Annotated in this window: 20 protein-coding genes; 10 read left to right on the plus strand and 10 right to left on the minus strand. The window is 51.9% G+C overall.

What is annotated here, in order from left to right; translation table 11 throughout:
* The first annotated feature begins 62 nt into the window (after window positions 1-62).
* The 3 genes from pilM (at window position 63) to SH451x_RS04880 (ending at window position 3732) form a co-directional block, all read left to right on the plus strand.
* On the plus strand, window positions 63-1733 hold the full coding sequence (pilM, locus tag SH451x_RS04870; protein WP_479361321.1) for a type IV pilus biogenesis protein PilM: 1671 nt from the start codon (window positions 63-65) through the stop codon (window positions 1731-1733).
* Complete coding sequence (locus SH451x_RS04875; protein ID WP_479361322.1) at window positions 1730-2944, plus strand: cadherin repeat domain-containing protein; 1215 nt, start codon at window positions 1730-1732, stop codon at window positions 2942-2944. Before pilM ends, SH451x_RS04875 begins: the two co-directional genes overlap by 4 nt.
* A 140-nt stretch (window positions 2945-3084) precedes the next feature.
* Window positions 3085-3732, plus strand: coding sequence for a hypothetical protein (locus SH451x_RS04880; RefSeq protein ID WP_479361323.1), 648 nt, complete (start codon window positions 3085-3087; stop codon window positions 3730-3732).
* A gap of 749 nt (window positions 3733-4481) precedes the next feature.
* On the opposite strand, the gene SH451x_RS04885 is transcribed toward SH451x_RS04880, so the two are convergent.
* The 7 genes from SH451x_RS04885 to SH451x_RS04915 form a co-directional block, all read right to left on the minus strand.
* Window positions 4482-5078, minus strand: coding sequence for a bL17 family ribosomal protein (locus tag SH451x_RS04885; protein ID WP_479361324.1), 597 nt, complete (start codon window positions 5076-5078; stop codon window positions 4482-4484).
* Between the two features lie 91 nt (window positions 5079-5169).
* Entirely contained in the window at window positions 5170-6162 is a 993-nt protein-coding gene (locus tag SH451x_RS04890; protein WP_479361325.1) for a DNA-directed RNA polymerase subunit alpha, read from the minus strand.
* 77 nt (window positions 6163-6239) lie between these two features.
* Window positions 6240-6641, minus strand: coding sequence for a 30S ribosomal protein S11 (rpsK, locus tag SH451x_RS04895; protein ID WP_479361326.1), 402 nt, complete (start codon window positions 6639-6641; stop codon window positions 6240-6242).
* Between the two features lie 133 nt (window positions 6642-6774).
* Window positions 6775-7146, minus strand: coding sequence for a 30S ribosomal protein S13 (rpsM, locus tag SH451x_RS04900; protein ID WP_479362880.1), 372 nt, complete (start codon window positions 7144-7146; stop codon window positions 6775-6777).
* Between the two features lie 437 nt (window positions 7147-7583).
* Window positions 7584-8591, minus strand: a complete 1008-nt coding sequence (obgE, locus tag SH451x_RS04905; protein ID WP_479361327.1) for a GTPase ObgE — start codon at window positions 8589-8591, stop codon at window positions 7584-7586.
* 221 nt (window positions 8592-8812) lie between these two features.
* Entirely contained in the window at window positions 8813-9067 is a 255-nt protein-coding gene (gene rpmA / locus SH451x_RS04910; protein WP_479361328.1) for a 50S ribosomal protein L27, read from the minus strand.
* Window positions 9068-9195: 128 nt separating this feature from the next.
* Window positions 9196-10311, minus strand: a complete 1116-nt coding sequence (locus SH451x_RS04915; RefSeq protein WP_479361329.1) for a hypothetical protein — start codon at window positions 10309-10311, stop codon at window positions 9196-9198.
* A 764-nt stretch (window positions 10312-11075) separates the two neighbouring features.
* On the opposite strand from SH451x_RS04915, the gene SH451x_RS04920 reads away from it, so the two are divergent.
* Window positions 11076-12596, plus strand: coding sequence for a circularly permuted type 2 ATP-grasp protein (locus SH451x_RS04920; protein ID WP_479361330.1), 1521 nt, complete (start codon window positions 11076-11078; stop codon window positions 12594-12596).
* Window positions 12597-12741: 145 nt separating this feature from the next.
* Window positions 12742-13698 carry an alpha-E domain-containing protein gene (locus SH451x_RS04925; protein WP_479361331.1) on the plus strand — a complete coding sequence of 319 codons (957 nt, stop codon included), beginning with the start codon at window positions 12742-12744 and terminating at the stop codon, window positions 13696-13698.
* Between the two features lie 166 nt (window positions 13699-13864).
* Here the strand turns inward: SH451x_RS04925 and surE are convergent, their stop codons facing one another.
* Entirely contained in the window at window positions 13865-14551 is a 687-nt protein-coding gene (gene surE, locus SH451x_RS04930) for a 5'/3'-nucleotidase SurE (RefSeq protein ID WP_479361332.1), read from the minus strand.
* Window positions 14548-15645 carry a DegT/DnrJ/EryC1/StrS family aminotransferase gene (locus tag SH451x_RS04935; RefSeq protein WP_479361333.1) on the minus strand — a complete coding sequence of 366 codons (1098 nt, stop codon included), beginning with the start codon at window positions 15643-15645 and terminating at the stop codon, window positions 14548-14550. Before SH451x_RS04935 ends, surE begins: the two co-directional genes overlap by 4 nt.
* Window positions 15646-15752: 107 nt before the next feature.
* Between SH451x_RS04935 and gltX the strand changes: the two genes are divergently transcribed.
* Both gltX and SH451x_RS04945 read left to right on the plus strand, forming a co-directional pair.
* Complete coding sequence (gene gltX, locus SH451x_RS04940; RefSeq protein ID WP_479361334.1) at window positions 15753-17318, plus strand: glutamate--tRNA ligase; 1566 nt, start codon at window positions 15753-15755, stop codon at window positions 17316-17318.
* Window positions 17319-17350: 32 nt separating this feature from the next.
* Window positions 17351-18664: a hypothetical protein gene (locus tag SH451x_RS04945; protein ID WP_479361335.1), complete on the plus strand. Its 1314-nt coding sequence runs from the start codon at window positions 17351-17353 to the stop codon at window positions 18662-18664.
* Window positions 18665-18679: 15 nt separating this feature from the next.
* Here SH451x_RS04945 and SH451x_RS04950 read toward each other — a convergent pair whose 3' ends face one another.
* Complete coding sequence (locus SH451x_RS04950) at window positions 18680-19456, minus strand: SDR family NAD(P)-dependent oxidoreductase (protein ID WP_479361336.1); 777 nt, start codon at window positions 19454-19456, stop codon at window positions 18680-18682.
* A 127-nt stretch (window positions 19457-19583) separates the two neighbouring features.
* Here SH451x_RS04950 and SH451x_RS04955 point away from each other — a divergent pair, with 127 nt between their 5' ends.
* From SH451x_RS04955 to SH451x_RS04965, 3 genes are all read left to right on the plus strand, one after another.
* Window positions 19584-20399, plus strand: coding sequence for a sugar phosphate isomerase/epimerase family protein (locus tag SH451x_RS04955; protein WP_479361337.1), 816 nt, complete (start codon window positions 19584-19586; stop codon window positions 20397-20399).
* Window positions 20400-20609: 210 nt separating this feature from the next.
* Complete coding sequence (locus tag SH451x_RS04960; protein ID WP_479361338.1) at window positions 20610-20987, plus strand: hypothetical protein; 378 nt, start codon at window positions 20610-20612, stop codon at window positions 20985-20987.
* Between the two features lie 277 nt (window positions 20988-21264).
* The gene (locus SH451x_RS04965) at window positions 21265-21780 is read left to right on the plus strand and encodes an NUDIX hydrolase (protein ID WP_479361339.1); all 516 of its coding nucleotides are present in this window, start codon (window positions 21265-21267) and stop codon (window positions 21778-21780) included.
* Window positions 21781-21784: the final 4 nt, after the last annotated feature.

Below are 21784 nucleotides of genomic sequence, written 5' to 3' on the forward strand. Positions count from 1 at the left end.
CTACAATAGTAAAGCCGCTCAACGCGACAGCCTAGTAGGATTTATAGAAGACAGAGTTTTGCATGCGACATATTGCAATTGAAATAACCCGCAACAACGTGTGGCTCGCCGTTGGTTCCACGCGAGGTTCGTCCGTACAGTTGGAGCGTCTGCTTTCCAAGAGCATCGAATCGATTGAAGATGCCAGTGCAGCGCTGACGGAATTGGTAAAAACGGCAGGGATTCGCGGCAGCAAATGTGCGGCGATTGTTCGCCGAGGTGAAGTGGAACTGCGTGTTGCTCCGTTACCGACTAAGGATTTGAACGAACTGCCGGATATGGTTCGCTTTTCTGCAAGTCGCTTCTTTGCGATGGCTGGTGAAAACTGGCCTATCGACTTTATCGCTTTGCCTTCGAGCGGAACCGCTGATAGTGAGGCAGGCCAGCAGACAACCGTTTTAGCTGCGGCCATGTCGCCGAACTCTATCAACAACCTTCGCCGTGCCGCGCATGCCGCTGGCTTGGAAGTGCAATCGATTTTGCTCGCGCCCGTCGCGTTGTCGGACTACGTCCTTCGATCGGCCGAATTTCCTGCTGACGATCAATCATCATTTCTGTTAGCGGAATCGTACGACAATGGCTCCGAGCTAACTGTTTGCAAAGAAGGCAAAGTGCACTTCTTGCGAAGCGTAAAAACCGCGGTACAGCCGGGGGAAGCGTCGCTGAAGGCCTATGCCAACGAGATCAAACGTACCGCAATGGCTGCGAGTGACAGTGAGTTTCCGGTCAACTTCGAACGAGTCGCTGTTGTTGGGCTGAGCAACGAGCAAGCTGCGGAACTTAGCGATTTGGGTGCGAAGCCGACCGATGCAATCGACGCGGCCAAGCTGTTTGACCTGAGTCGCTTAGCCGCGTCCGATAAGGAACTGGCTGACAAAGGCGGCTGGTTCGCTCTCGCTTCCGCACTAGCCCGGTCACAAGTCAAAGCCGAGCCAGAGTTGGATGGGCGGCAAATCGACTTTCTGAATACGCGCCACGCCATCGAAAAGAAGCGTTCGCTGCCGATGATCATCGGATCCGCAGCAGCCGCGGTGCTGTTGGTCGGGTTTGGCATCTATTCGTATTGGTCGAGCCATCGCGAGCTTGACCGTCAGATCGCTGAACTAAATGAACAAATGGCTAACAATAAAGAGACGTTAGAGCTCGCAAAACAATTGTTAACCGAGAAAGCACTCATCGACCAGTTCGAGGCAGGCCAAGTCAACTGGTTGGACGAACTGGCTTATCTGTCGGTCAAATCGTTACCTGCAAATGAAATGGTGTTTGGTCCACTGACCTGTAGCACACAAGCTCTCACCGGTATTGGTAGCATCGCAGCTAACATCGGAGTAACAGAACGTTCCCTTGGGCCGCTGGTTGAACGTGAGCTTCGCGACGATACACACATATTTGAAGCGACTGGCTGGAACCCAACTGCGAAACAAACCGGGAATTACAAATATTTTGGTAACGCTACGATAACGATTGCGTCGGGGTCAGAGACGAGATGGGCTCTACCGGCAATAGCTTTACCAGAAAACGTGCCGGAGCCAACTGAGAATCCATTTGCTGAAAGCGATGCTGAAGCGGACGCTGCAACTCCATCCACCTCAGAAGAAGCGACTCCTGAGGCGGAATCAAACGAAGATCAAGAACAGACAAAACCGGAATCTACGATCACAGAGGCTTCCGAGTCAAAGGAGGTCCAGTCATGAGTAAGCGCGAAAAAATCTTAGCACTCGGTGTCTTGCTCGTTGTCGTATTAGGTGTTGGTCAATACCTTTGGACAGGCATTCAAGCTGGTTTCAATGCCAAGTACGACACGATCGACTCGCTAACAAACAAATCGATCCAAGAAGGCGAAACGATTACACGCAGCTTGTTCGCCCGCAAAGACCTCAACAAGTATGCCGCGCGTTCGTTGCCGAGTGATCTCGAGACAGCTCGAACGATTTACACCGAATGGCTGATTGAATTCGCTGCGGAATCCAACGTACGCAACTTCAAGCACCAGTCAACCAACGGTGCTGCAGTTCAAATAAACTTAAATCAAAAACAGCCGCAAAATATCTATCGCACGATTAAGTATATGTTCGATGGCGAAGCGAACTTAGTCGACGCCACACGTATGCTTTATCGATTTTACGAGAAGCCTTATTTGCATCGCATCAGTAGTATGAAACTCACGCCTGCGTCGACCGAATATGGCCTGTTCATTGTATCCATGACCATCGAAGTCGCGGTGCTTGACGCGGCTGCGGCCGATCAAGCTTCACCCCCAATCGAAGAGTTCAAGATGATGACGCGGCCAGTCGAAGAGTATGTCGCTGCAATTTCCTCTCGCAATATTTTCTACCCTGCGAACCGACCGCCAGATTGGTCACGCACCGCGTCCGCTTCGGCAACTCAGAATGCACCATTTTCTTACGATTTGAAAGCCAATGACCCCGACGAAGGTCAACAGGTCAAATACGAACTCGTCGATTCAAATGCACCTGGCATTCAGGTTCGCGACGGCCGTTTGGTCTGGTCCCCGCGAACTCTTGGGAAATACGAAGTTAAGGTCAAGGCAATCGATACCGGCATCCCTCAAGCTGTCAGTGTCCAAACGATCGCCATCAACGTCGTTGAACCACCACCGCCGCCGACGCCTCCGACTCCCGAGCCCAAGTTTGATATCGCTACGCAAACGCGCGTGACAGCTCTCTTGAGCGGACGCGAAGGGCCGCAAGCGTGGTTCACGTCACGTATCGAAGGCAAATCAATCTCGGTCAAGGTAGGCGACAAGTTCGACTTGGCTGGTATCAGTGGCGAAGTGACGGCGATTGGTTCCAATTACGTTGAGCTAAAAAGCGACGGAAAACGCTGGACCATTGGCCAGGATGAGTCGCTCGCCGATGCTTATCGTCGCGGTCAAGAAGATTAACGATTGCTGCTGGGCAAGTTAAGGCCTTACAATCGATAGAATGCGCACAGCCTGCTATCAGTCCGCAGTGCAGGTAGGAATCCGGCGAGAATTCCTCATTTTTCATTCTAATTGCGAGCTACGCAATTAGCCTGGATTGGATGAACAGCTCATCCAATTCAAACTGGTTAATCCCTTTTCTGTTCGCTGCAGTCGCGCTGGTCCCCCATAACTTGCGTGCGGCAGAACCAGTAATCTGCGCGACCTGCACAGCTCCCAAAGTCGATTGGACAACCCTGCCGTCGACGTATACCCATCGCGATAACGTTGCAGTCGATCAATTTGCGCAAGGTGTTGTCCCGACAACCTACGCCAACGACTTGCAAGCGGTCAGCATTTATCGACACCGCCGCAGCAGCCTGCAGGGCAACAATTCGACCGACCATTACCATCGCGTCGAACAGTACGGAGCTCCCGTCATTCCTTACGGCGAATGGCGTTACCCTTATCGACCATTCTCGACGCCATATCCTGGTTGGGGGCCGCAACTGCCGCAGGTGTATTCCAACTTTGGTGGCAACTTTGGACGCTGGCCTGGCGGAGCGCCTGGGAACTTGGGACCCGGTCAAGGGAACGGTTTTATCGGGCCGAATCCCGGATTCAATCAAGGCTTTGGCGGACCTAACCCAGGCTTCCTACCGGGACCATCCAATGCACTCTCACCTTTCCAAGACGAACTGTACCCGGAGGCGAGAGACCCACGTCCGATGAGCGATAGAGATTTCTTCTACTCGCCGCTTCGGCCATAACAAGCGACTCTGCTTGAAAGGTGCTGTAACCGATCACTGATCGGTTACGGAAGTTTTGTTGTGTTCGCAGTGTCGTAAGAACTTGGGTGTTAGTCCCATTCGTGCTATTCGCCCAATTCGTGGTTCTATGAATCCGCCCGCCCAGCAACTCGGGGCACTCATGCGGCGTCCCTCGCGCCGGACTGGAAAAAATATCCAACGATTCCGTTTGCGACTGCCGCATTCCAATCAATTGTTTATATCGTCGACAGGCTGATGGGAGAGTCTTTTGACCACGAATAAAACGAATCGCACGAATAACCGTGAACCACGATCTTTCACGTTCACTTCGCCGCTTGCAGGCCTTAATAATCCACTCTGCCTGGGAGATTTTGTAGCCGGTTACTGATCGGCTTGAGAAGTTGCACTGCGTTAGCTTTGGGTTGTAATGCCGTGACAGGTCGACACCTTCGTATTAAATACGCGCGGCATTGTTAGATGAGCGGTTCGGCCTGAAGAACCATAGCAACAGTCCGCGTATCGACTTACGCACCACGCAACCCGACCGAGCTCGCCTCGGTCGGACGATGAGCCAATCACTGCGGTTGGATCATCAATCCACCAAACCAAGCTTGGTGATGACTTCAAAGCATTTGGAGGTGCACTCAATCGGTCTCCATTTACGTGATGAGATCGACTCGATACGGCCACAAAAAAAGCCCACTGTTATTGCAGTGAGCTTCAAATGAAAATAAGCGTGATTCGCCGAACTATTCAGCGGAATCCGCTGGTGCTGATGCCGCGAATTCTGGCTTCTGAGCCTTATTCGATTTCACACGATCGTTACGTCCAACGAACTCAAGCAAAGCTCGGGTACCGTTGTCACCCAAACGCGGCTTGGCAAGTCGTAGAATACGAGTGTAACCGCCATCGCGGTCCATGAATCGCGGCGCGACTGTCTCGAACAAAATGCGTACTGCGGTTTTGTTTCGGATAATGGAAAGAACGCGGCGGCGAGCGACGACGCCAGGAGCACGAGCGTTTGCCCATGATTTCCATTGATCGCTTTGGCGCCACTGCTTGTAAGCGTCGGTGCGTGGCTCAGCAGTGGTAGCGAATTGTTCCGCTTCTGCGTCTGCAGCCAGTCCCTTCTTGGCGATCGTAATACAACGCTCGAGCAGCGGACGAACTTCCTTCGCCTTCTCGATGGTTGTAATGATTCGACCCTTCGTTTTGGGAATGTTTGCTTCTACGCCTTCAACGACCTCTCGCTCTGTCAAAAGCAGTGCCGAGATTAGGTTGGCGAACAGCGCCTTGCGGTGAGGGGATGAGCGGTTGAGCCGGCGGCCGAGTCGTCGATGTCGCATGATCTGACCAAATTAAAACTAATAGGATTCTTAAAGCAATAACCGCCAGGCTCCTCGCCAAGCGGTTGTAAAACAATATCTGGCAAACGTACTATCGCAGCGATTGTTGCGAAGGCACTCGCATGCCCAAGTGAAGACCGTGTCCGGAAAGTTTCTCGCGAACTTCCGTCAACGTGGTTTCACCGAAGTTTCGGACTTCCAACAATTGGTCTTCCGTACGTTGGACCAAGTCACGCAGGGTCTGAATGCCTTCGGCTTCCAAGCAATTGCTGGCACGAACCGACAAACGCAGTTCCGTAACCGACATGTTCAGCTTGGATTCAAGCTGCGCTTCGGCGCTACCGGGACCGCCACGAGCAGTCGCATGCACTTGTTTGCCGAGCTCTGCGTACTGCACGAATGGATTGAGGTGCTTGCGAAGAATCTTCGCTGATTCAACCAAAGCCATTTCAGGTCCGACCGAACCGTCTGTCCAAATTTCAAGGTTGATGCGATCGTAGTTGGTCTTTTGACCAACACGAGTTTCCTCAACGTCGTAGCGAACGCGAACGACAGGTGAGTAAACGGCATCAACAGGGATAATTCCGATTTCGTGATCACCGCTGGAATGTTCTGTGGCAGGAACATAGCCACGACCATTTTCAACAACCATTTCCATCATGAATGGAACGTCGGCTGTCAAAGTAGCGAGCACGTGATCTTTGTTGATGATTTCTACGTCGGCATCGGTTTCAACGTCGCTGCCACGAATTTCGCCGGCAGTGTTTCGTTCGACGGTGATAACGCGAGTCGAATCGCCGTGGTTCTTGACAATCAAGCTCTTGACGTTCAAAACCAATTCGGTGACATCTTCAAGGACACCGTTGATCGACGAGAACTCGTGTTGAGCACCGCGGATTTTGATTTGAGTAACAGCGCTGCCTTCCAAGCTGGAAAGCAATACGCGACGCAAGCTGTTTCCGATGGTGGCACCAAAACCACGCTCGAAAGGCTCTGCGTAAAACTTGCCATAATTAGCAGTCAGCGTTGATCGTTCAACCTGAACATTGCTTGGCAACTCTAGACCGCGCCAGCGGATATGCATCGTGGCAACCTCTGTAAACCGGGGAAATCCAAAAAATATGTATATTCGTAGTTCAGTTGCGGGGCAACTGAGGAACCCTAAACGCGGCGACGCTTGCGTGGGCGGCAGCCGTTATGAGGGATCGGCGTAATGTCTTGAATTTGCTTGACGGTAATACCGGCACTTTGAAGAGCGGTAATTGCCGATTCGCGACCAGCCCCAGGGCCCTTCACGCGAACTTCAATTTCCTTAACGCCATACTTGGCAGCTCGTTCAGCTGCTTGTTGAGCTGCAACTTGGCCAGCGAAAGGCGTGCTTTTGCGGCTACCTTTAAAGCCACTCGTGCCGCCACTTGCCCAACACAAGGTATCACCCTTTAGATCGGTAATAGTTACCGTCGTGTTGTTAAATGTACTTTTAATAAAAGCGATCGCTTGAGTCACGTTGCGACGGACTTTGCGACGCTTATTCTGAGCGTTTCCAGTACTGGCCTTGGCCACAGTTCCAACCTCTAAAGCGATAAACTAATTAACAACCGTCCCGACTCGCACCGTGTCTGCCGGGAATGACCTGCTGATAGCAGTGAGTAGTTGACCAAGCACTTTCGGTAAATCGAAGTGCCGCAGCCAACAACTATTTGAGGTCCTTAACACCCTTTTTACCAGCAACAGTCTTACGTGGACCTTTGCGGGTACGAGCGTTGGTTCGAGTGCGTTGTCCACGTACCGGCAAGCTGGCACGATGGCGTAGGCCACGGTAGCAGCGAACTTCACGCAAACGCTGAATGTTCTGAGCGATCGTACGGCGAAGTGGACCTTCGACAGTAAAATCTCGCTCCAAAATTGCAGCCAAACGGCTGACTTCGTCTTCGGTAAGCTCACGCGCAGGCTTGTCTGGATCCAGACCAACCTGTTCGCACAATTGTCGCGAAATGTGCGGACCTACACCGTACAAATAAGTCAACGAGATGACAGTCTTCTTGTCATTCGGAATGTCAACACCCAGCAGACGCGGCATCTAGCCGACTCCTTATTGCCAACGCAATTTTCTTACAGTTTGAATACTTCTGATTGCCGATCGATCGATCATATCGCCTTTCAAAGCGCGATACGTACAATTTTCCACAACCCAGCGAGCCGCGTAGTTTATCGGGAATGCCGTTTGGTACGCAAGCCGTGTTCCAAAGGTTAGCGGAAAGTTTTTTGTGAGTTGTGTACGATAAGCGGCAACTTAAGCAGCCTTTTCCGTAGCTGCGTTCGCCAAGAACGCGGGGGAATCTCGGTGCAATTCCTGAAATGTAACGTGCGATTCCCGAAAACGGGTGCCACTGCTGGCTTGCCCAGCAGTGATCGTGGCGAAACAGCTAAGCTTCCCAACACGTTCCCGGCTTCCAGAAAAAGCCAGCTGCGATGCGTTTGCTGTCGGCGGCGAACCGAAAATCTCTACGACTTCCCAGGTTTGCGAATCTTATCGAGCTCATCGGCCACTTTATTGACCAGTATATTCAAACCTTGGCCCGTAACGGCACTGATCTGCAGCACTTCCTTCTGGATTGCAGCTTTGAACTCCTGATACACCTCAGTTGCACCCGGCAGCTCCGACTTTGTCATCGCAATGATTTCAGTCCGTCCGGACAGCTCTTCACTGTATGTCGACAATTCGTGGCGAATCGCATTGTAGTTCTCGATCGGATCGGTGCCGTCCGTCGGCATCGGTTCAATCAGATGAATCAACAAGCCAGCTCGCATAATATGTCGCAGGAAGTCGTGCCCTAAACCAACTCCGTCCGCAGCCCCCTCGATCAGTCCAGGAATGTCAGCCATCACAAAGCTGCGGTCATTTCCGGAGGCGACCAGGCCTAAATTAGGCGTCTTGGTTGTAAAAGGGTAATCCGCGATCTCGGGTCGAGCCCGCGAGAGGCGGCTGAGCAAGGTGCTTTTGCCAGCATTCGGCTTGCCGACTAAGCCGACGTCTGCAATCGACTTGAGCTCTAGAACCACGCGTCGGCGCTGGCCTTCGCCTCCTTCGCCCGTTTGACGTGGAGCTTGGTTGGTCGATGTCTTGAAGTGCGTATTGCCGAAGCCACCGCGACCACCCTTAGCTGCAACGATCTTCTCGCCGTCTTCCACCAAGTCGCGGATGACCATTCCCGATTCGAGGTCGATCAGCACCGTTCCAGGTGGGACGAGAAGGAGCAGATCCTTGCCATTCTTGCCATGGCAGTCGCTTCCCAAGCCATTCTCTCCTCGTTCGGCTCGCCAATGTCGCTGGTGAGCAAAGCTGAGTAAAGAGTTAACGCCATTGCGCGCTTCGATAACAACGCTTCCGCCGTTTCCGCCGTCGCCACCGCAAGGTCCTCCGTGCGGTACGTGCTTTTCACGGCGAAATGCCATGCAGCCATTGCCACCTTTACCAGCAATCAATTCAATTTCGACTCGATCGACAAACATATAGACTTTGACGTGTTGGAAATCCGCTTGTCAACACGATCAGCCCCGCGAGCTTGGGGGCAGCCGGTGAAGGCGTACAGAGCAGGAAGAAATGAGGAAAACAAGGGGCTATAAAGCAAATCAGGCGACTGGATTCAGCCGCCTGAGATCAGGATTTCGGTCGCGAAAACTCATATTCCGGCTCTGATGCAACCGGTGGAACGCGACAGTTGTTGTTAAGCTTACGCAGGAACGGCTGCTTTGACGTTGACGCGGCGACCTTCGCGATCGAAGTACACATTGCCTTCAACCAGCGAGAAGATCGTGTAGTCACGACCCATGCCAACGTTCGCTCCTGGATGCCATTTTGTTCCTACTTGGCGAATGATGATATTGCCAGCGATAACCTTTTCGCCGCCAAATTTCTTAACGCCACGGCGTTGAGCGTTGGAATCGCGACCGTTACGACTAGAGCCTTGGCCTTTCTTATGTGCCATTTTATTCGATCCGTAGCCTATCAAGTGCTGCGAGACGCCAAAAATGCGACTCGCCAGCAGAGGTGAATGATTAGTATTTCAAAGACGATCGCTGCTAGATTTCCAACAACGAAAATGAGGTCGACAGGCTAGCGATAAATCCAGGAAAAATCAAGTGGTTCCGGAATTTTAAACAGATTTAAGACTTCGCGGTGCCGCGCTTTGTCTTCAAATGCCGGTACGCCCAAGCTGATCCGATCTTGTTCCTGAGCGATAGTGTCCCCAGGCTTCCAGAAATATAGCCGCAGTGTCTTGCGTTTGAAGTTTTTGCGTCCATCGGTGCCTACGTCGATCTGGTAAGCATTTGTAAGGCCGCGAACGTCAACGTAAAACGCGTCAATTCGTGGGTCGACCCCCACCCATGTCGCGATACCCCAGACCGAATTGTCACCTTCGTCGGACACAGGCTCGATCGCTCGAGAGCTCATTTCCATGTAATCCAACAGAGGTTTGCCAACACGCTCGCGATTGGCAATTGGTCCTTTAGCGGTGCTTAGAATCTGCGAATCGTACTGCTTGCCGAATTCCGGGGAGACTAGCGTGAAACGTGGAAGGAATCGAACAGATTTATAGACCACCGATTCTGGCTGCTCTGGCAATCCCGTTCCAGCCTCAACAGCCGAGACGGTTGGCAGCAAGTCGCCACCTGTGTAACGGACGCGGTACACCATATACCAGACGAGCTGGTCTTCGATGGTTCCTGTGGCTGTTGGGACCGGAGCTTTAATTAGGCGGATAGGCTTAAAAGAAAACTCAAGCGCCCACACCGGGTGACGAAGCGTTACATCACGGCCAAGTTCCAGAAGCGTTTCGCTGCGGGACATGAAATTTGGAGTGCCGTCTGGAAAGTCGGGAGGGCTCCACTCGAGTTCAGGGTGTTCGCTAACGAATTTTAGATCTTGAGGGCCGATCGATGTGTCGCCGGAATGCTGGCTGGGAGGGACAACCATCAGCACGCCCTCGGCAAGTTTTCGCGGCTCCAGTCGAAATGTGCTGGAAACGGGACGCGACGGCGCATCCTGGGATGGCTGACCCGCCGCTAGTGGCGCATCCCCCACTGCGTCGCTGGGCGAGACAGAATCTTGCGCATGCAGCGGTCCGCCCGGCAATACTGTAGCCAACCCTAAGAGCAAGCATGCAATGGGGCGATTGTAGGTGGAATGTGTGTTAAGAAAAGTCAACAAGGGAATACCTGCCCTGAACATCAATGCCTCAGATCGGTGGCTCGACCACGTATCGCTCTAAAATAGTTCGAAATCATGAACGATTCAACTTAAACAGCGATGCTAACACAACGAACGAAACGGTCAGACCCCAGTTTTTTAACTAATACTGGTAACCCGACGTTCCGAAAGATTTAAGAGTTGGCATGCCGCAGCAGTTGTAGTATAGTCCGCTTCAGAGATTAGCTATCAGAGAAAGTCTGTTTTTGGCGGCCACATTTTTGCAGTTCTGCTGCATCCTCTACCAATGTGGAAATTGCAGGCTTTCTTTTACGCCAGTCGACGATGTATTAAGAACGTGACTTGTCATTGCTTCCTTGCGGAAGTGCTGGCTGGCTCATTGTCGCGCGACATTTTGGTTCCTAGCGGGGCGCATACCCGGGGGCAAGCCGTGGAAAGTCAGCGAAATAGCCAGTTTTTTGCTTTGCTGCGACGGCTCTGACGAAATTCGTTCTTCTTCACTCAGGCGGCTTGGCACTTGCAATGATGAAGGTCTCCAAAGCATATGTTTGGTTTCGAACGTTGCTTTGAACCGGCAGAATTAACCAGCTCCCTCGCCCTCTACCGCCCAAAAACGATAAAACTAAAGCTCCCGACGTTTGCTAACTCGAATGTTGAAGCGTTAATGATACGTACGCCGATTGTGAAGGTTGTAACGATCCATAATCAGCAACTGACTTAATACCCTGTTCGGTCCGCAACTAATCCAATTGCGATAAGCCCAATCCCCTGACTAGGTGATGTGCATGCAGAATCAAGCTTCCGAAAGCGGCAATCAAATTCAAACTCAGAACCAATCACAATCGCAACGCGACGGAATGATCACGATCAATCGATTCGCTGATTATGCCTGCGATGATTTCTACGATGAAATGTTTATCCAGGCTGGCGTGCCCCGCCCCGCTTCGTTACCGCTCGCGGAACGAATCGCGACTCTAGAGACCCAAGAACTGTTGCGACGACAACGGGCGGCCGACCACGAACTGCTGAATATGGGGATTACGTTCAATGTTTACGGCAACGATGCCGGAACAGAGAAAATCATGCCCTTCGACCTCATTCCGCGAATCATCGCGATGTCGGAATGGGAAATGATCGAAGCGGGACTAAAGCAGCGTATCAAGGCGTTGAACATGTTCATCAACGACATGTACAACGAACAAAACATCATTAAAGATGGCGTTATACCGGAGTATATGACTGAATCGAGCAAAGGTTACCTGCCTGCGCTGCGCGGGATGAAACCGCCTCGCGGTATCTGGTGCCACATTACCGGTACTGACTTGGTGCGTGCTGCCGACGGGCAGGTCTATGTGCTTGAAGACAACTTGCGATGCCCATCTGGCGTGTCTTACGTCATGGAAAATCGCGAAGTTATGAAGCGAACTTTCCCACAACTGTTTGGCGGGTTGGCGATCGCGCCGGTGGAAAGCTACCCAGAAAAACTTCTGGCGATGTTACAATATATTTCGCCCGAGGGAGTAAGCGATCCGAACGTCGTTGTGTTGACTCCCGGGATCTATAATTCGGCTTACTTTGAACACTGCTTCCTCGCACAGCAAATGGGCGTCGAACTCGTACAGGGGTCCGACTTGGTGGTTTCTAATGGTTATGTTCACATGCGAACGACGCGAGGTTTGCAGCGTGTCGACGTAATTTATCGGCGAATTGATGACGATTTTCTTGATCCAGATGTTCTTCGCCCGGACAGCACCCTTGGCGTTCGCGGGTTGATGGACGTCTACCGACGCGGGCGTGTGGCATTGGTCAATGCGCCAGGAACCGGGGTGGCCGATGATAAAGCTGTTTACGCCTTCGTTCCGCAAATGATCAAGTACTACTTGAACGAAGAAATTACGCTGCCTAACGTGCCGACATACATGGCTGCTGATGAAGAGCAGCGAAAGTATATTCTCGAGCACATCGCCGAATTGGTCATCAAGCCTGCCAACGAATCGGGTGGCTACGGTATTTTGCTGGGGCCGCGCGCGACGGCTGATCAGCTTGAAAAGTACAAAGTCCTGATCAAAGAAAATCCGCGAAACTACGTTGCACAACCTATGCTTTCACTATCGCGCGTACCAACCTTATGCGGAGATCGGCTGGAAGGCAGGCACGTCGACTTGCGACCCTACATTCTCTATGGGGAAGACATCTACGTACTGCCAGGTGGTTTGACTCGCGTTGCATTGGTAAAGAATTCGCTCGTCGTCAATTCTTCGCAAGGTGGTGGAAGCAAAGATACGTGGGTTCTCGAAGACTTTTAAATCGAATTACCTTTTAAGAAATTGACGGCAGTTATAAGACTGCTCGATCCAATGTTACAATGCGTTCAAGTTCGGTCGGATTTGCTCTCCAATCGATGCCTGACCGCCAATTTTTGACAACTTCTGATAAACCTAAAACTGTTATATGCTTTCTCGTGTTGCGGATTCGCTGTTTTGGATGAGTCGATATTTGGAACGTGCTGAGAACGTCGCACGCTTTATCGATGTGAATTTGAATCTGCTGTTAGACGTCGGAGTCCAGGGCAGCAGCCAATGGGCGCCGCTCGTCTTTACTACCGGCGACCATAAAGAATTCAAAGAACGCTACACGGAGGCAACTCAGGAGAACGTCATTCGCTTCTTGACATTTGATGCGGAAAATCCAAACTCAATCATGTCATGTCTGGCGACTGCTCGGGAGAACGCCCGCGCTTCGCGTGAAATGCTTTCGTCGCAAATGTGGGAAGAACTCAACAAATTCTACTTGTTGGTTCGAGACGCTCGCAATGACACGCTGGCTGTCACGGCCCCTTACGGGTTCTTCGACCGGATCAAACGTGCAAGTTATTCGCTCGAAGGTGTTACCCATACGACTATGTCCCACGGCGAAGCGTGGCACTTTGGTCGTCTCGGCCAGATGATTGAGCGGGCGGACAAAACCTCGCGCATCCTCGACGTAAAATACTATCTGCTGCTGCCGCAAGCCAGCGACGTGGGAACTCCGCTCGACATGCGACAATGGGCGACATTGCTGAAAAGTGCAAGCGCACTGGAAATGTACCGCAAAGAATACGGTCGGCTGTCTCCAAAAAGCGTCGTGGCATTCCTGCTGCTGGACCGCGATTTCCCGCGCGCGATTCACTTTTGTGTGCGTCAAGCCGAACGGTCGCTGTTGAAGATTTCAGGCGGAACCGAAAATAACTACCGCATGCGGTGCGAGCAGTTGCTGGGGCGATTGCGTGCTGATTTCGCATACACAGATATCGATAGTGTGATGAACATGGGGCTGCATGAGTTCATTGATGGCTTGCAAGCGAAACTCAATTCTGTTGGCGAAGCCGTCTCGCAAGAGTTCTTTGGTTATACGCCGCCTACCGACTGAAAATTAGCTGCAGCCAAACTCGTTTAACCGCATGCCCATCGGGCTGCGTTCTTCGCATTGAAAAAGGGGAGTGATACCCACGTCGTTACGACGAACTTGCGGAAGTTATGCTGGGACTGCTTCTTACATCTTCCAAATCGCAACATCTCCAAATCGCACTCGCCGTCTACCGCAGTGTTATGAAGGAACAAGTCGGGATTCCACGAAAGCAGAGTTCGACGTCCGTTGCTTCGGAACGCGGTCGCGCATGGTAATCGCTACGAAATTCGAGACCTTCGCTGGTCTGCTCGTAGCTGATGGGAAGATGAGCGAGTTCGGGCAAGCAATGTTGGGCCACGGGTAAAGTGGACTCCGGCGCGATTGCCGGTAAGTTCACATTCCAATAGCCTGACAGTCGGATCTGATCGGAAAGAATTTTTGCAATGACCTCCGCCGCGCGCGAGCTGCTCGTTTGCCAATCGAGTTCAACACCGCGTTTTCGGACCTGAGAGACGGCAATAGCGGGCAGACCATGAAACGCCGCTTCACGCGCGGCCGCACAGGTTCCGCTCATCGCTATATCGACGCCCAAATTTCCGCCATGGTTGATGCCCGATAAAACAAAATCAACCTCAAGCTTTAAGTGCGCCTGAGCAATCCGCACGCAATCCGCTGGCCAACCATCGACAATCCAACGATTCGGTGCCAGTTGAGTGCATGACAACGCTCGCTTGACCGTCACACAATGCCCACAATTGCTACACTCCTGATGCGGTGCCACAACATAAACCTCGTGCTCACGGGCTAATTCAACTGCGAGGCTCTGAAGTCCAGCGGCATGAAAACCGTCATCATTTGTCAACAAGATTCTCATGCGTACGCTCGGTCAATCTCATCCAGAGTTTCTAGCAGTTTGTCTATCCAGCCGGTTGGTTCTAACAGGATCGCATGATGCAGTACAATGGTGGCTTCACTTGCAAATTTCGCACGATCCAGTGCGCCCGAGCTGCGGCAACGCTGTGACTGCTTGAGCGCGCGTCGATGGAGTCCCAAAAAACCTGTTCCGACCGGAATCGATTCTTGGCTCAGCCTTGCGATGACTGTGTCACGAAACTGAGAGTCCGTAGCTTGGTCCGATGGATTCACAACAAAGAAGCCCCATTTGTAGTAAGCTCGCGTATCATTGCTGGCTGATTCCGGAAAGCTTAACCAGGAGTATCTTCCGTGCAACTGAGACTCTAGCACTTGAATTGCCTGCGAGCGTAACTGTGTGAGGCTTTCCAATTGTGCGAGTTGAGGAATGAGCACGCACGCTTGAAGTTGACTCATTGCGAAAGCGTCGTTCCCTTGATTGCGGTAGACTCGCATCCGCTGCGATATCCGCTCGTTGCTCGTGAGCACTGCTCCCCCGCGGCCGCTTGTAATAAGCTTGCTCCCCCCAAAGCTGAGCGTGCTGCAAGTTCCCCAGGCGCCGGCGGGACGACCGTCAATGATTGCGCCGGGGTTTTGGCAAGCGTCTTCCAGTACACTAATGCCACGCTGTTCGGCGATGGCGACAATATCTTTCATCGGCGCGTTTTGGCCATGCAGGTGCGAGACAATAATTGCGCGCGTGCGGTCGGTCACAGCCTGATTGATCGCTTCAGGCGAAATCGTCCAGCTCTTCTGGCTGGTATCGACCAGCACCGCAGTAGCGCCGATCGCCTCGACAGCTCGGAAATTTCCTGAAAAGTCATAGGCACACAGGATCACTTCGTCTGCAGCTTGCACACTCAGGCCACGCAGGGCAATTTCTGTAGCAATCGTCCCGGTACAACACGTATGTGCATAAGTTTGAGCGAAGTGACTCGCTAAATTTGTTTCCAGCTGCGAAATTTCTGGGCCCAGGTAATCGCACCAATTTCCCTGACGCAACATTGCTTCGATCGCGGTTCGAATTTGTTCATCAAATGCGATAGGATGCTTCATAAGTCAGTGCGGGGATTCAGGTCAGTAGTGAATGCGGCTATGCTTTGCGAGTTGTATCAGTATACTCGCCTGCACACCGGAAACTCGCTAGCCCCTTAGAAATCGATATGACCACTCGCACGCGCTTTGCCCCTAGTCCAACAGGTTACCTTCACATCGGAGGTGTTCGAACTGCGTTTTTTAATTACTTGTTCGCGCGGCAGACGGGCGGCAAATTTATTTTGCGAATCGACGATACCGACGCCCAGAGAAACGTCGAGGAAGCTTTGCAGCCGATCTTGGACGGTTTCCGATGGCTAGGATTGAACTGGGATGAAGGTCCGGAGGTTGGCGGTCCGCACGCACCTTATTTTCAATCGCAACGTCAAGATATCCATAAGGTCGCAGCTGAAAAGTTGCTGCAAAGCGGACATGCTTACAAAGATTACTCGCGGCCTGAAGAACTGCAAGAATTGCGAACGGCAGCGGAGAAGGCCGGCGAGCAGTTTCTGTACGATCGTCGCTGGATGGCAAATGATGAAGAACAGGCGAAAGCATTCGAAGCCGAAGGACGGGTTGGCGTCGTAAGGCTGAAGATGCCACGTGAGGGTGTCTGCGCGTTTCACGATCTTGTTCGCGGCAATGTTGAGTTTGCGTGGAGCGGAGAAGCGGACCATGTCATCCAACGCGCAGATGGCTCGTGCTTGTACCACCTCGCCAGCGTTGTTGATGATTTTGAATTGCAGATAACGCATGTGATCCGCGCCGTCGAACACTTGCCGAACACTCCGCGGCAAATCTTCATCGCTCAATCGCTTGGCTATGATATCCCCGTGTTTGCACATCTGCCTTATGTCGCTGAACCGAATGGGACGGCGAAGCTGAGCAAACGGAAGTTGGACAAATATCTGAAAGATCCTACCTTCAAGAGTTTGAACGAAACTGGCAAACAGATCGCTGAACTGACGCAAGTCGATGTTACGCCTGAAGTCTTCAATCCGGTTGTGGTTGATTTTTATCGCGAGATTGGCTTCCTGCCATGGGGCGTTTTGAACTACCTCTTGCTGCTGGGCTGGAGCCTGGACGATTCAACCGAGAGTTTTACCATTGAAGAGGCCATCGACAGCTTTTCGCTGGACCGCATTCAAAAGTCTCCGGCGTCTTTTGATCCGCAAAAGTTGCTTGCGTTTCAAGCTCGCTGGATGAGCAAGTTGAGCGTCGAAGCGAAAACGGAAATGATCATCCCGATGTTGCGCAAGGCGGGTTGGGTCAATGAATCGCTCACCGCAGCAGACGCTGCAAAAGTTAGCAGGACTGTTGAACTTGCAGGGGACCGTTTGCGAATTGCAGGCGACATTTTCCAATTTAATGAAGTGTTCGTCGCTGATGATGCATTACCGCTTGATCTGGAACTGCTGAAAAAACGGATGGGCGATCCGCTTTCGCATGATTTAATGCGCGAGTATGTAACGCGTTTGAAAGGCTTAACAGACCTGAACGCGTCGACCGTTGAACAGGACATCAAGTCGTTTGTCGAAGAGAAATCGATTAAGATGGGACTCTTGATGAACGCCTTGCGAGTCGCTCTAACCGGTAAAGCATCGGGATTAGCCGTCTACGAGTACATTGAATTGTTGGGGCTGGATTCAGTCGCTGCACGCGTCGAAAGAGCGATTGCAACTGTGAGTGGCTAGTAGATTCTTAATATGAGGCCAAGCTGCCGTAAATGACGCCTCCTCAAAATGTTTCGTCAATCGATATCGCTTGGCTTGCACGACGAAGTGCCACGCTGCGAAAATGGACAGGAATGGAAGTCGCGTCGGTAAATGTGCCAACCAGGCTGTCAAAATCGCAAGCTGTTGTCCTGGCTGCGTCCCAACGAACGCGTCACCCTGAGTGGAGAAAGCTGTGGCGTAACCGTCTGGAAGTGTCGCTCCTGCGATGCAGAGAAGAATCAAAATTTGCAATTTACTCGCTGAAAACGCCGATCGGGTACTGGATCAAGCAGTTTGCCGAGCGTTTGAAAGTGGACCATGTACGAATCGTCTTCGGAAATGAAGTAGCCGACGCTGACGAGCATTTCATCCGCTTGCAAACTGCTGATGCTGTGGAAATTACCGCAGATCTCTCCAGTTTGCCTCTTGCTGATCGGATTGTTTGGTCACTTGCCGACGAAGCGTACGCCATCGACATCCATCGCGGCAGCAAGTCGGAACGACTCGCAAGAAACTGGATTAACGCCAACATTGAGAATGGCTCCAAGAAGAATTTATGCGTGTTTGACGAAGCGATCGATTGGGCTGACTCAAGTGTCGCGATCAAGATGCTGACGTGTCGAACTCACCAGGAAAGGCACTGTGCCGCTGAACTAGCAAACGTCTGCAGCGATCGTCGTGCATTGATGCGAGCCTCTGCGTGTGTCAGCCCAATCGTGCCGTACGCGATGTTTTTGAATTCGCAACTGAATAGCGACCAGTATCTGGTGCACTGCACTCGAGCACGCGACGGTCAATGGCCCGCCCAAACGGAGATTGGATATTCAACCGAAGTGATCTTATGCAATTCCGATTTAAGTGCTAATCCATTGGAATCGCTAATCAATATCCTGTCGCAACGACGACTCGTCGCAACGCATTTTCTTAAACGCGGTGGCTTTCCATCGGTCAGCTTTAGCGCTGTTTCCTTAAACGAACTGCTGGACCGGAGACGATACCGGTCGCATTTGCACCGCTGGGATTGGGAACCATACGGCATCGCCATCCGCAGAGCCGTGCTTGAGCAAAGCTTCCAGTGTAAGCCAGTGTCATACCTGCCAACGGACCAGCTTGAACAACAAGCCGCCGACCAACAATGGATCTGCCAACCGGACCGCCGGGAGGATGGCGGTTCTTGGAGTGAAGAATGCGAATGGCGAACACCGGTCGATGTTAGGCTCGCTAAGATCGCAGCCGCCGACGGTTTCATCTTCGTACCGACCATTCGTGAAGCTCAGGTGTTGTCGAGTCTGAGTCCTTTTCCGATCGTCGTTGCGCGCAAATAGATTTCGCGCAGTGTGCTATCGCATGACATAGCCGCCGTCGACATTGATCGTCTGGCCGGTAATCTGGGATGCTCGTGCGCTAGAAAGGAATAGTACTGCGTCAGCAATATCGTCGGGAGATTGCCATCTTTGAAGAGGGACCAGACGCTGGATTTTTTCCGCAGCCCATACTTCGTAGTCTTGGCGTTGAGCCTCGGGTGCTTTATCGTGCCAAGCTTTCCAGACGCTGCGATTCAGTGCTGTTTGTACCATCCCAGGACAAACGGAATTTACACGCACGTTATGCTGCGCCAAGTCTCGCGCGAGACACATCGCGAAATTAAGATTTGCAGCTTTGCTCGCGCTGTACGGTGGATCGGTTTGCGAGCCGTTCTGGCCTGCTACGCTTGAGAGAAAGATCATTGAGCCGCTCTTCTGTTGAATCATCGGCGGCGCGATCGCATACGCGATGTTCGCCATTCCGATAACGTTGATGTCGAAGATTCGCTGCCAGCTTGCTAGCGGCACATCCGTAAACGGAAATCCGAAACTGCCCGAGCCGATCGATGCAGTGTGGACCAAACAATCAATTGAGCCAAAAGTGCCAACCGTCTTTTTAGTCGCCGATTGGATTTGTTCCACGTCTACGATATCGCATTGAATCGACAAGCTGTACGCCGACGGTTTTTCGATTTTCAGATCCCATATGCACACTTGGGAGCCTTCCTCTGCAAATCGTGCGGCGCATGCAGCGCCGATACCACTCCCTCCGCCGACGATGAGAACGGTCTTGTCCTTGAGTTGTAGGTCCATAGCAAGCTTGATGGTGAGTCGATGAAGGTATCTTGGTTTGCCGCAACCGTAGCGGACAATGCTGAAGGTATCGGCTAAGATAGCAATCGGAAAGGTTACATCCTTCGGATACGGTTAGGAATTGAACGTGAAATTCGCAATCTGCAATGAAATTTTTGAATCGAATGCTCTACCGCAGGCGTATGAATTTGCGAGAAGAATTGGCTATACAGGCCTGGAAGTGGCTCCGTTTACACTTGGACCGCGTCCTACGGAACTGACGCAAAAAGAGCGACACGAATTTCGTCAACTGGTGGTCGATTCAGGGCTAGAATTAGTCGGCTTGCACTGGTTGTTGGCAAAGACCGAGGGGTATCATCTAACGACCAACGAAACTTCGTTCCGCACCAAGACGGCCGAGTACTTGAAGCGGTTGGTTCACTTGTGCGGTGATCTTGGCGGGAACATTATGGTTTTAGGAAGTCCATTGCAGCGTAACTTCGTGGCACCGCAAACGCATGCGGATGCGGCAAAAAATGCTGCCGACGTCTTAGCCGAAATCACTGCGGATTTGGCGGAGCGGAATGTAACGCTAGCCATTGAACCGTTGGGACCAGCCGAAGGAAATTTTTTGAATCGAGCTTCGCAAGCTGTCGAGCTTATCAAGGAAGTCAATAGTCCTAACATAAAGCTGCACTTGGATGTCAAGGCAATGAGCAGCGAAGCTTTACCAGTCGATGAGATCATACTCGCCAATCGTGATTATCTAGCTCATTTTCACGCGAATGACCCTAACTTATTGGGGCCCGGCATGGGGGCGTATGATCAACGCCCCGTCTTCAAGGCACTGCAGCAAATTGGCTATCAAGGCTGGGTGTCCGTCGAAGTTTTCGACTTTTCGCTAGGTTACGAAGCAATTCTTCAGCAAAGCATGGAAGGAATGCAAAGGGCTTCCGTGGCTTAGTTTCGCTGCCAAGTCAGGTTGTTCAACGAAAACAGCCCTGCATTTCTGCAAGGCTGTTCAATCGATCTTACTGATTTCTCAGTTAGGCTTAGTAGCCACAACCACAGCTTGGAGCTGCGTATACTGGAGCAGCTTCGCAACCACAGCTTGGTGCAACTTCGCAACCACAGCTGCTAGCTGCATGGTGATGACGATGGAAGAAGCCACCGAATGGGTGACGATGTCCGCATCCGCAAGCTGGAGCTGGAGTTTCGCAACCACAGCTTGGAGCTGCATAAACAGGAGCAGCACAACCACAGCTTGGCTCTGCAAACACTGGAGCTTCGCATCCGCATGCTGGAGCGGAAACACCACAGCCGCGGTGACGGTGTAGCAAACCACCTAGCAAGTGACGGTGTCCGCACGCTGGTGCTGGAGCTTCGCAACCGCACGAAGGAGCAACTTCGCAACCGCAGGATGGAGCTGGAGCTACATCGCATCCGCAAGCTGGAGCTGGATCACAGCAATCGTTGTTGCGATGGAACAGACCTGCTTCAGCATTGTTGGAAGCGAAAGCAAACGACGCAACAGCGACAACTGCCAAAATGAATCGACGCATGGAAGAACCTCTTTGGTTGACGCCAAGCGATGGGCTTTGTCCTCACGTTTGGCTCAGATTTGGGAAATGTTAGGTATAGCTCGGCGAGTTTCGCTGATGGCAATCAGCGCACCTTGCAACCGGCTGGCACTTAGAACGATTTTGGAATACGTTTAGAGTCTGCGCCGGAATTTTTTAGCTGATCCACAAACTTCGATTCATCACAGTTCAAGATGTATCGATTGTATCAATTGTCATGGCGAACATACGAAATACAAAGGAATTTACATGACGCGAACCTTGCTCCGCACCAGTCGTTTTGACGTGGAAGTCGCCTATAGAACCTTGCCAGACGGCTCATTACATCAACGCGAGATCATCCGACACAATGGAGCCGTTGTAATTCTGCCCCTGGTAAGCGACGACCAAGTTTGCTTGTTGCGGAATTACCGTGTGTCGGTAGATCAATGGTTATGGGAACTGCCTGCTGGCACTCTTGAACGAGGCGAACAGCCAGCTCTTGCCGCACCGCGCGAGCTGAAAGAAGAAACTGGGTATTCTGCGCAAAAGATTGAATTGATTCACACCTTTTGCATGTCTCCAGGAATCCTGGACGAAAAAATGTACTTCTTCGTCGCCAGCGAACTTGAGGCCGGCCCACCAGCACGCGAGCCGGGCGAAGAAATGGAAAATCATCTTTTTAGTTGGTGCGATATTGATCGGATGTTGCGTGATGGCCAAATTGTAGACGCTAAAACTCTAGTCGCACTGCTCTGGTACCTTCGATATCGCAATCACGCTTAGAAAG

This window comes from Njordella aestuarii (assembly GCF_056494165.1).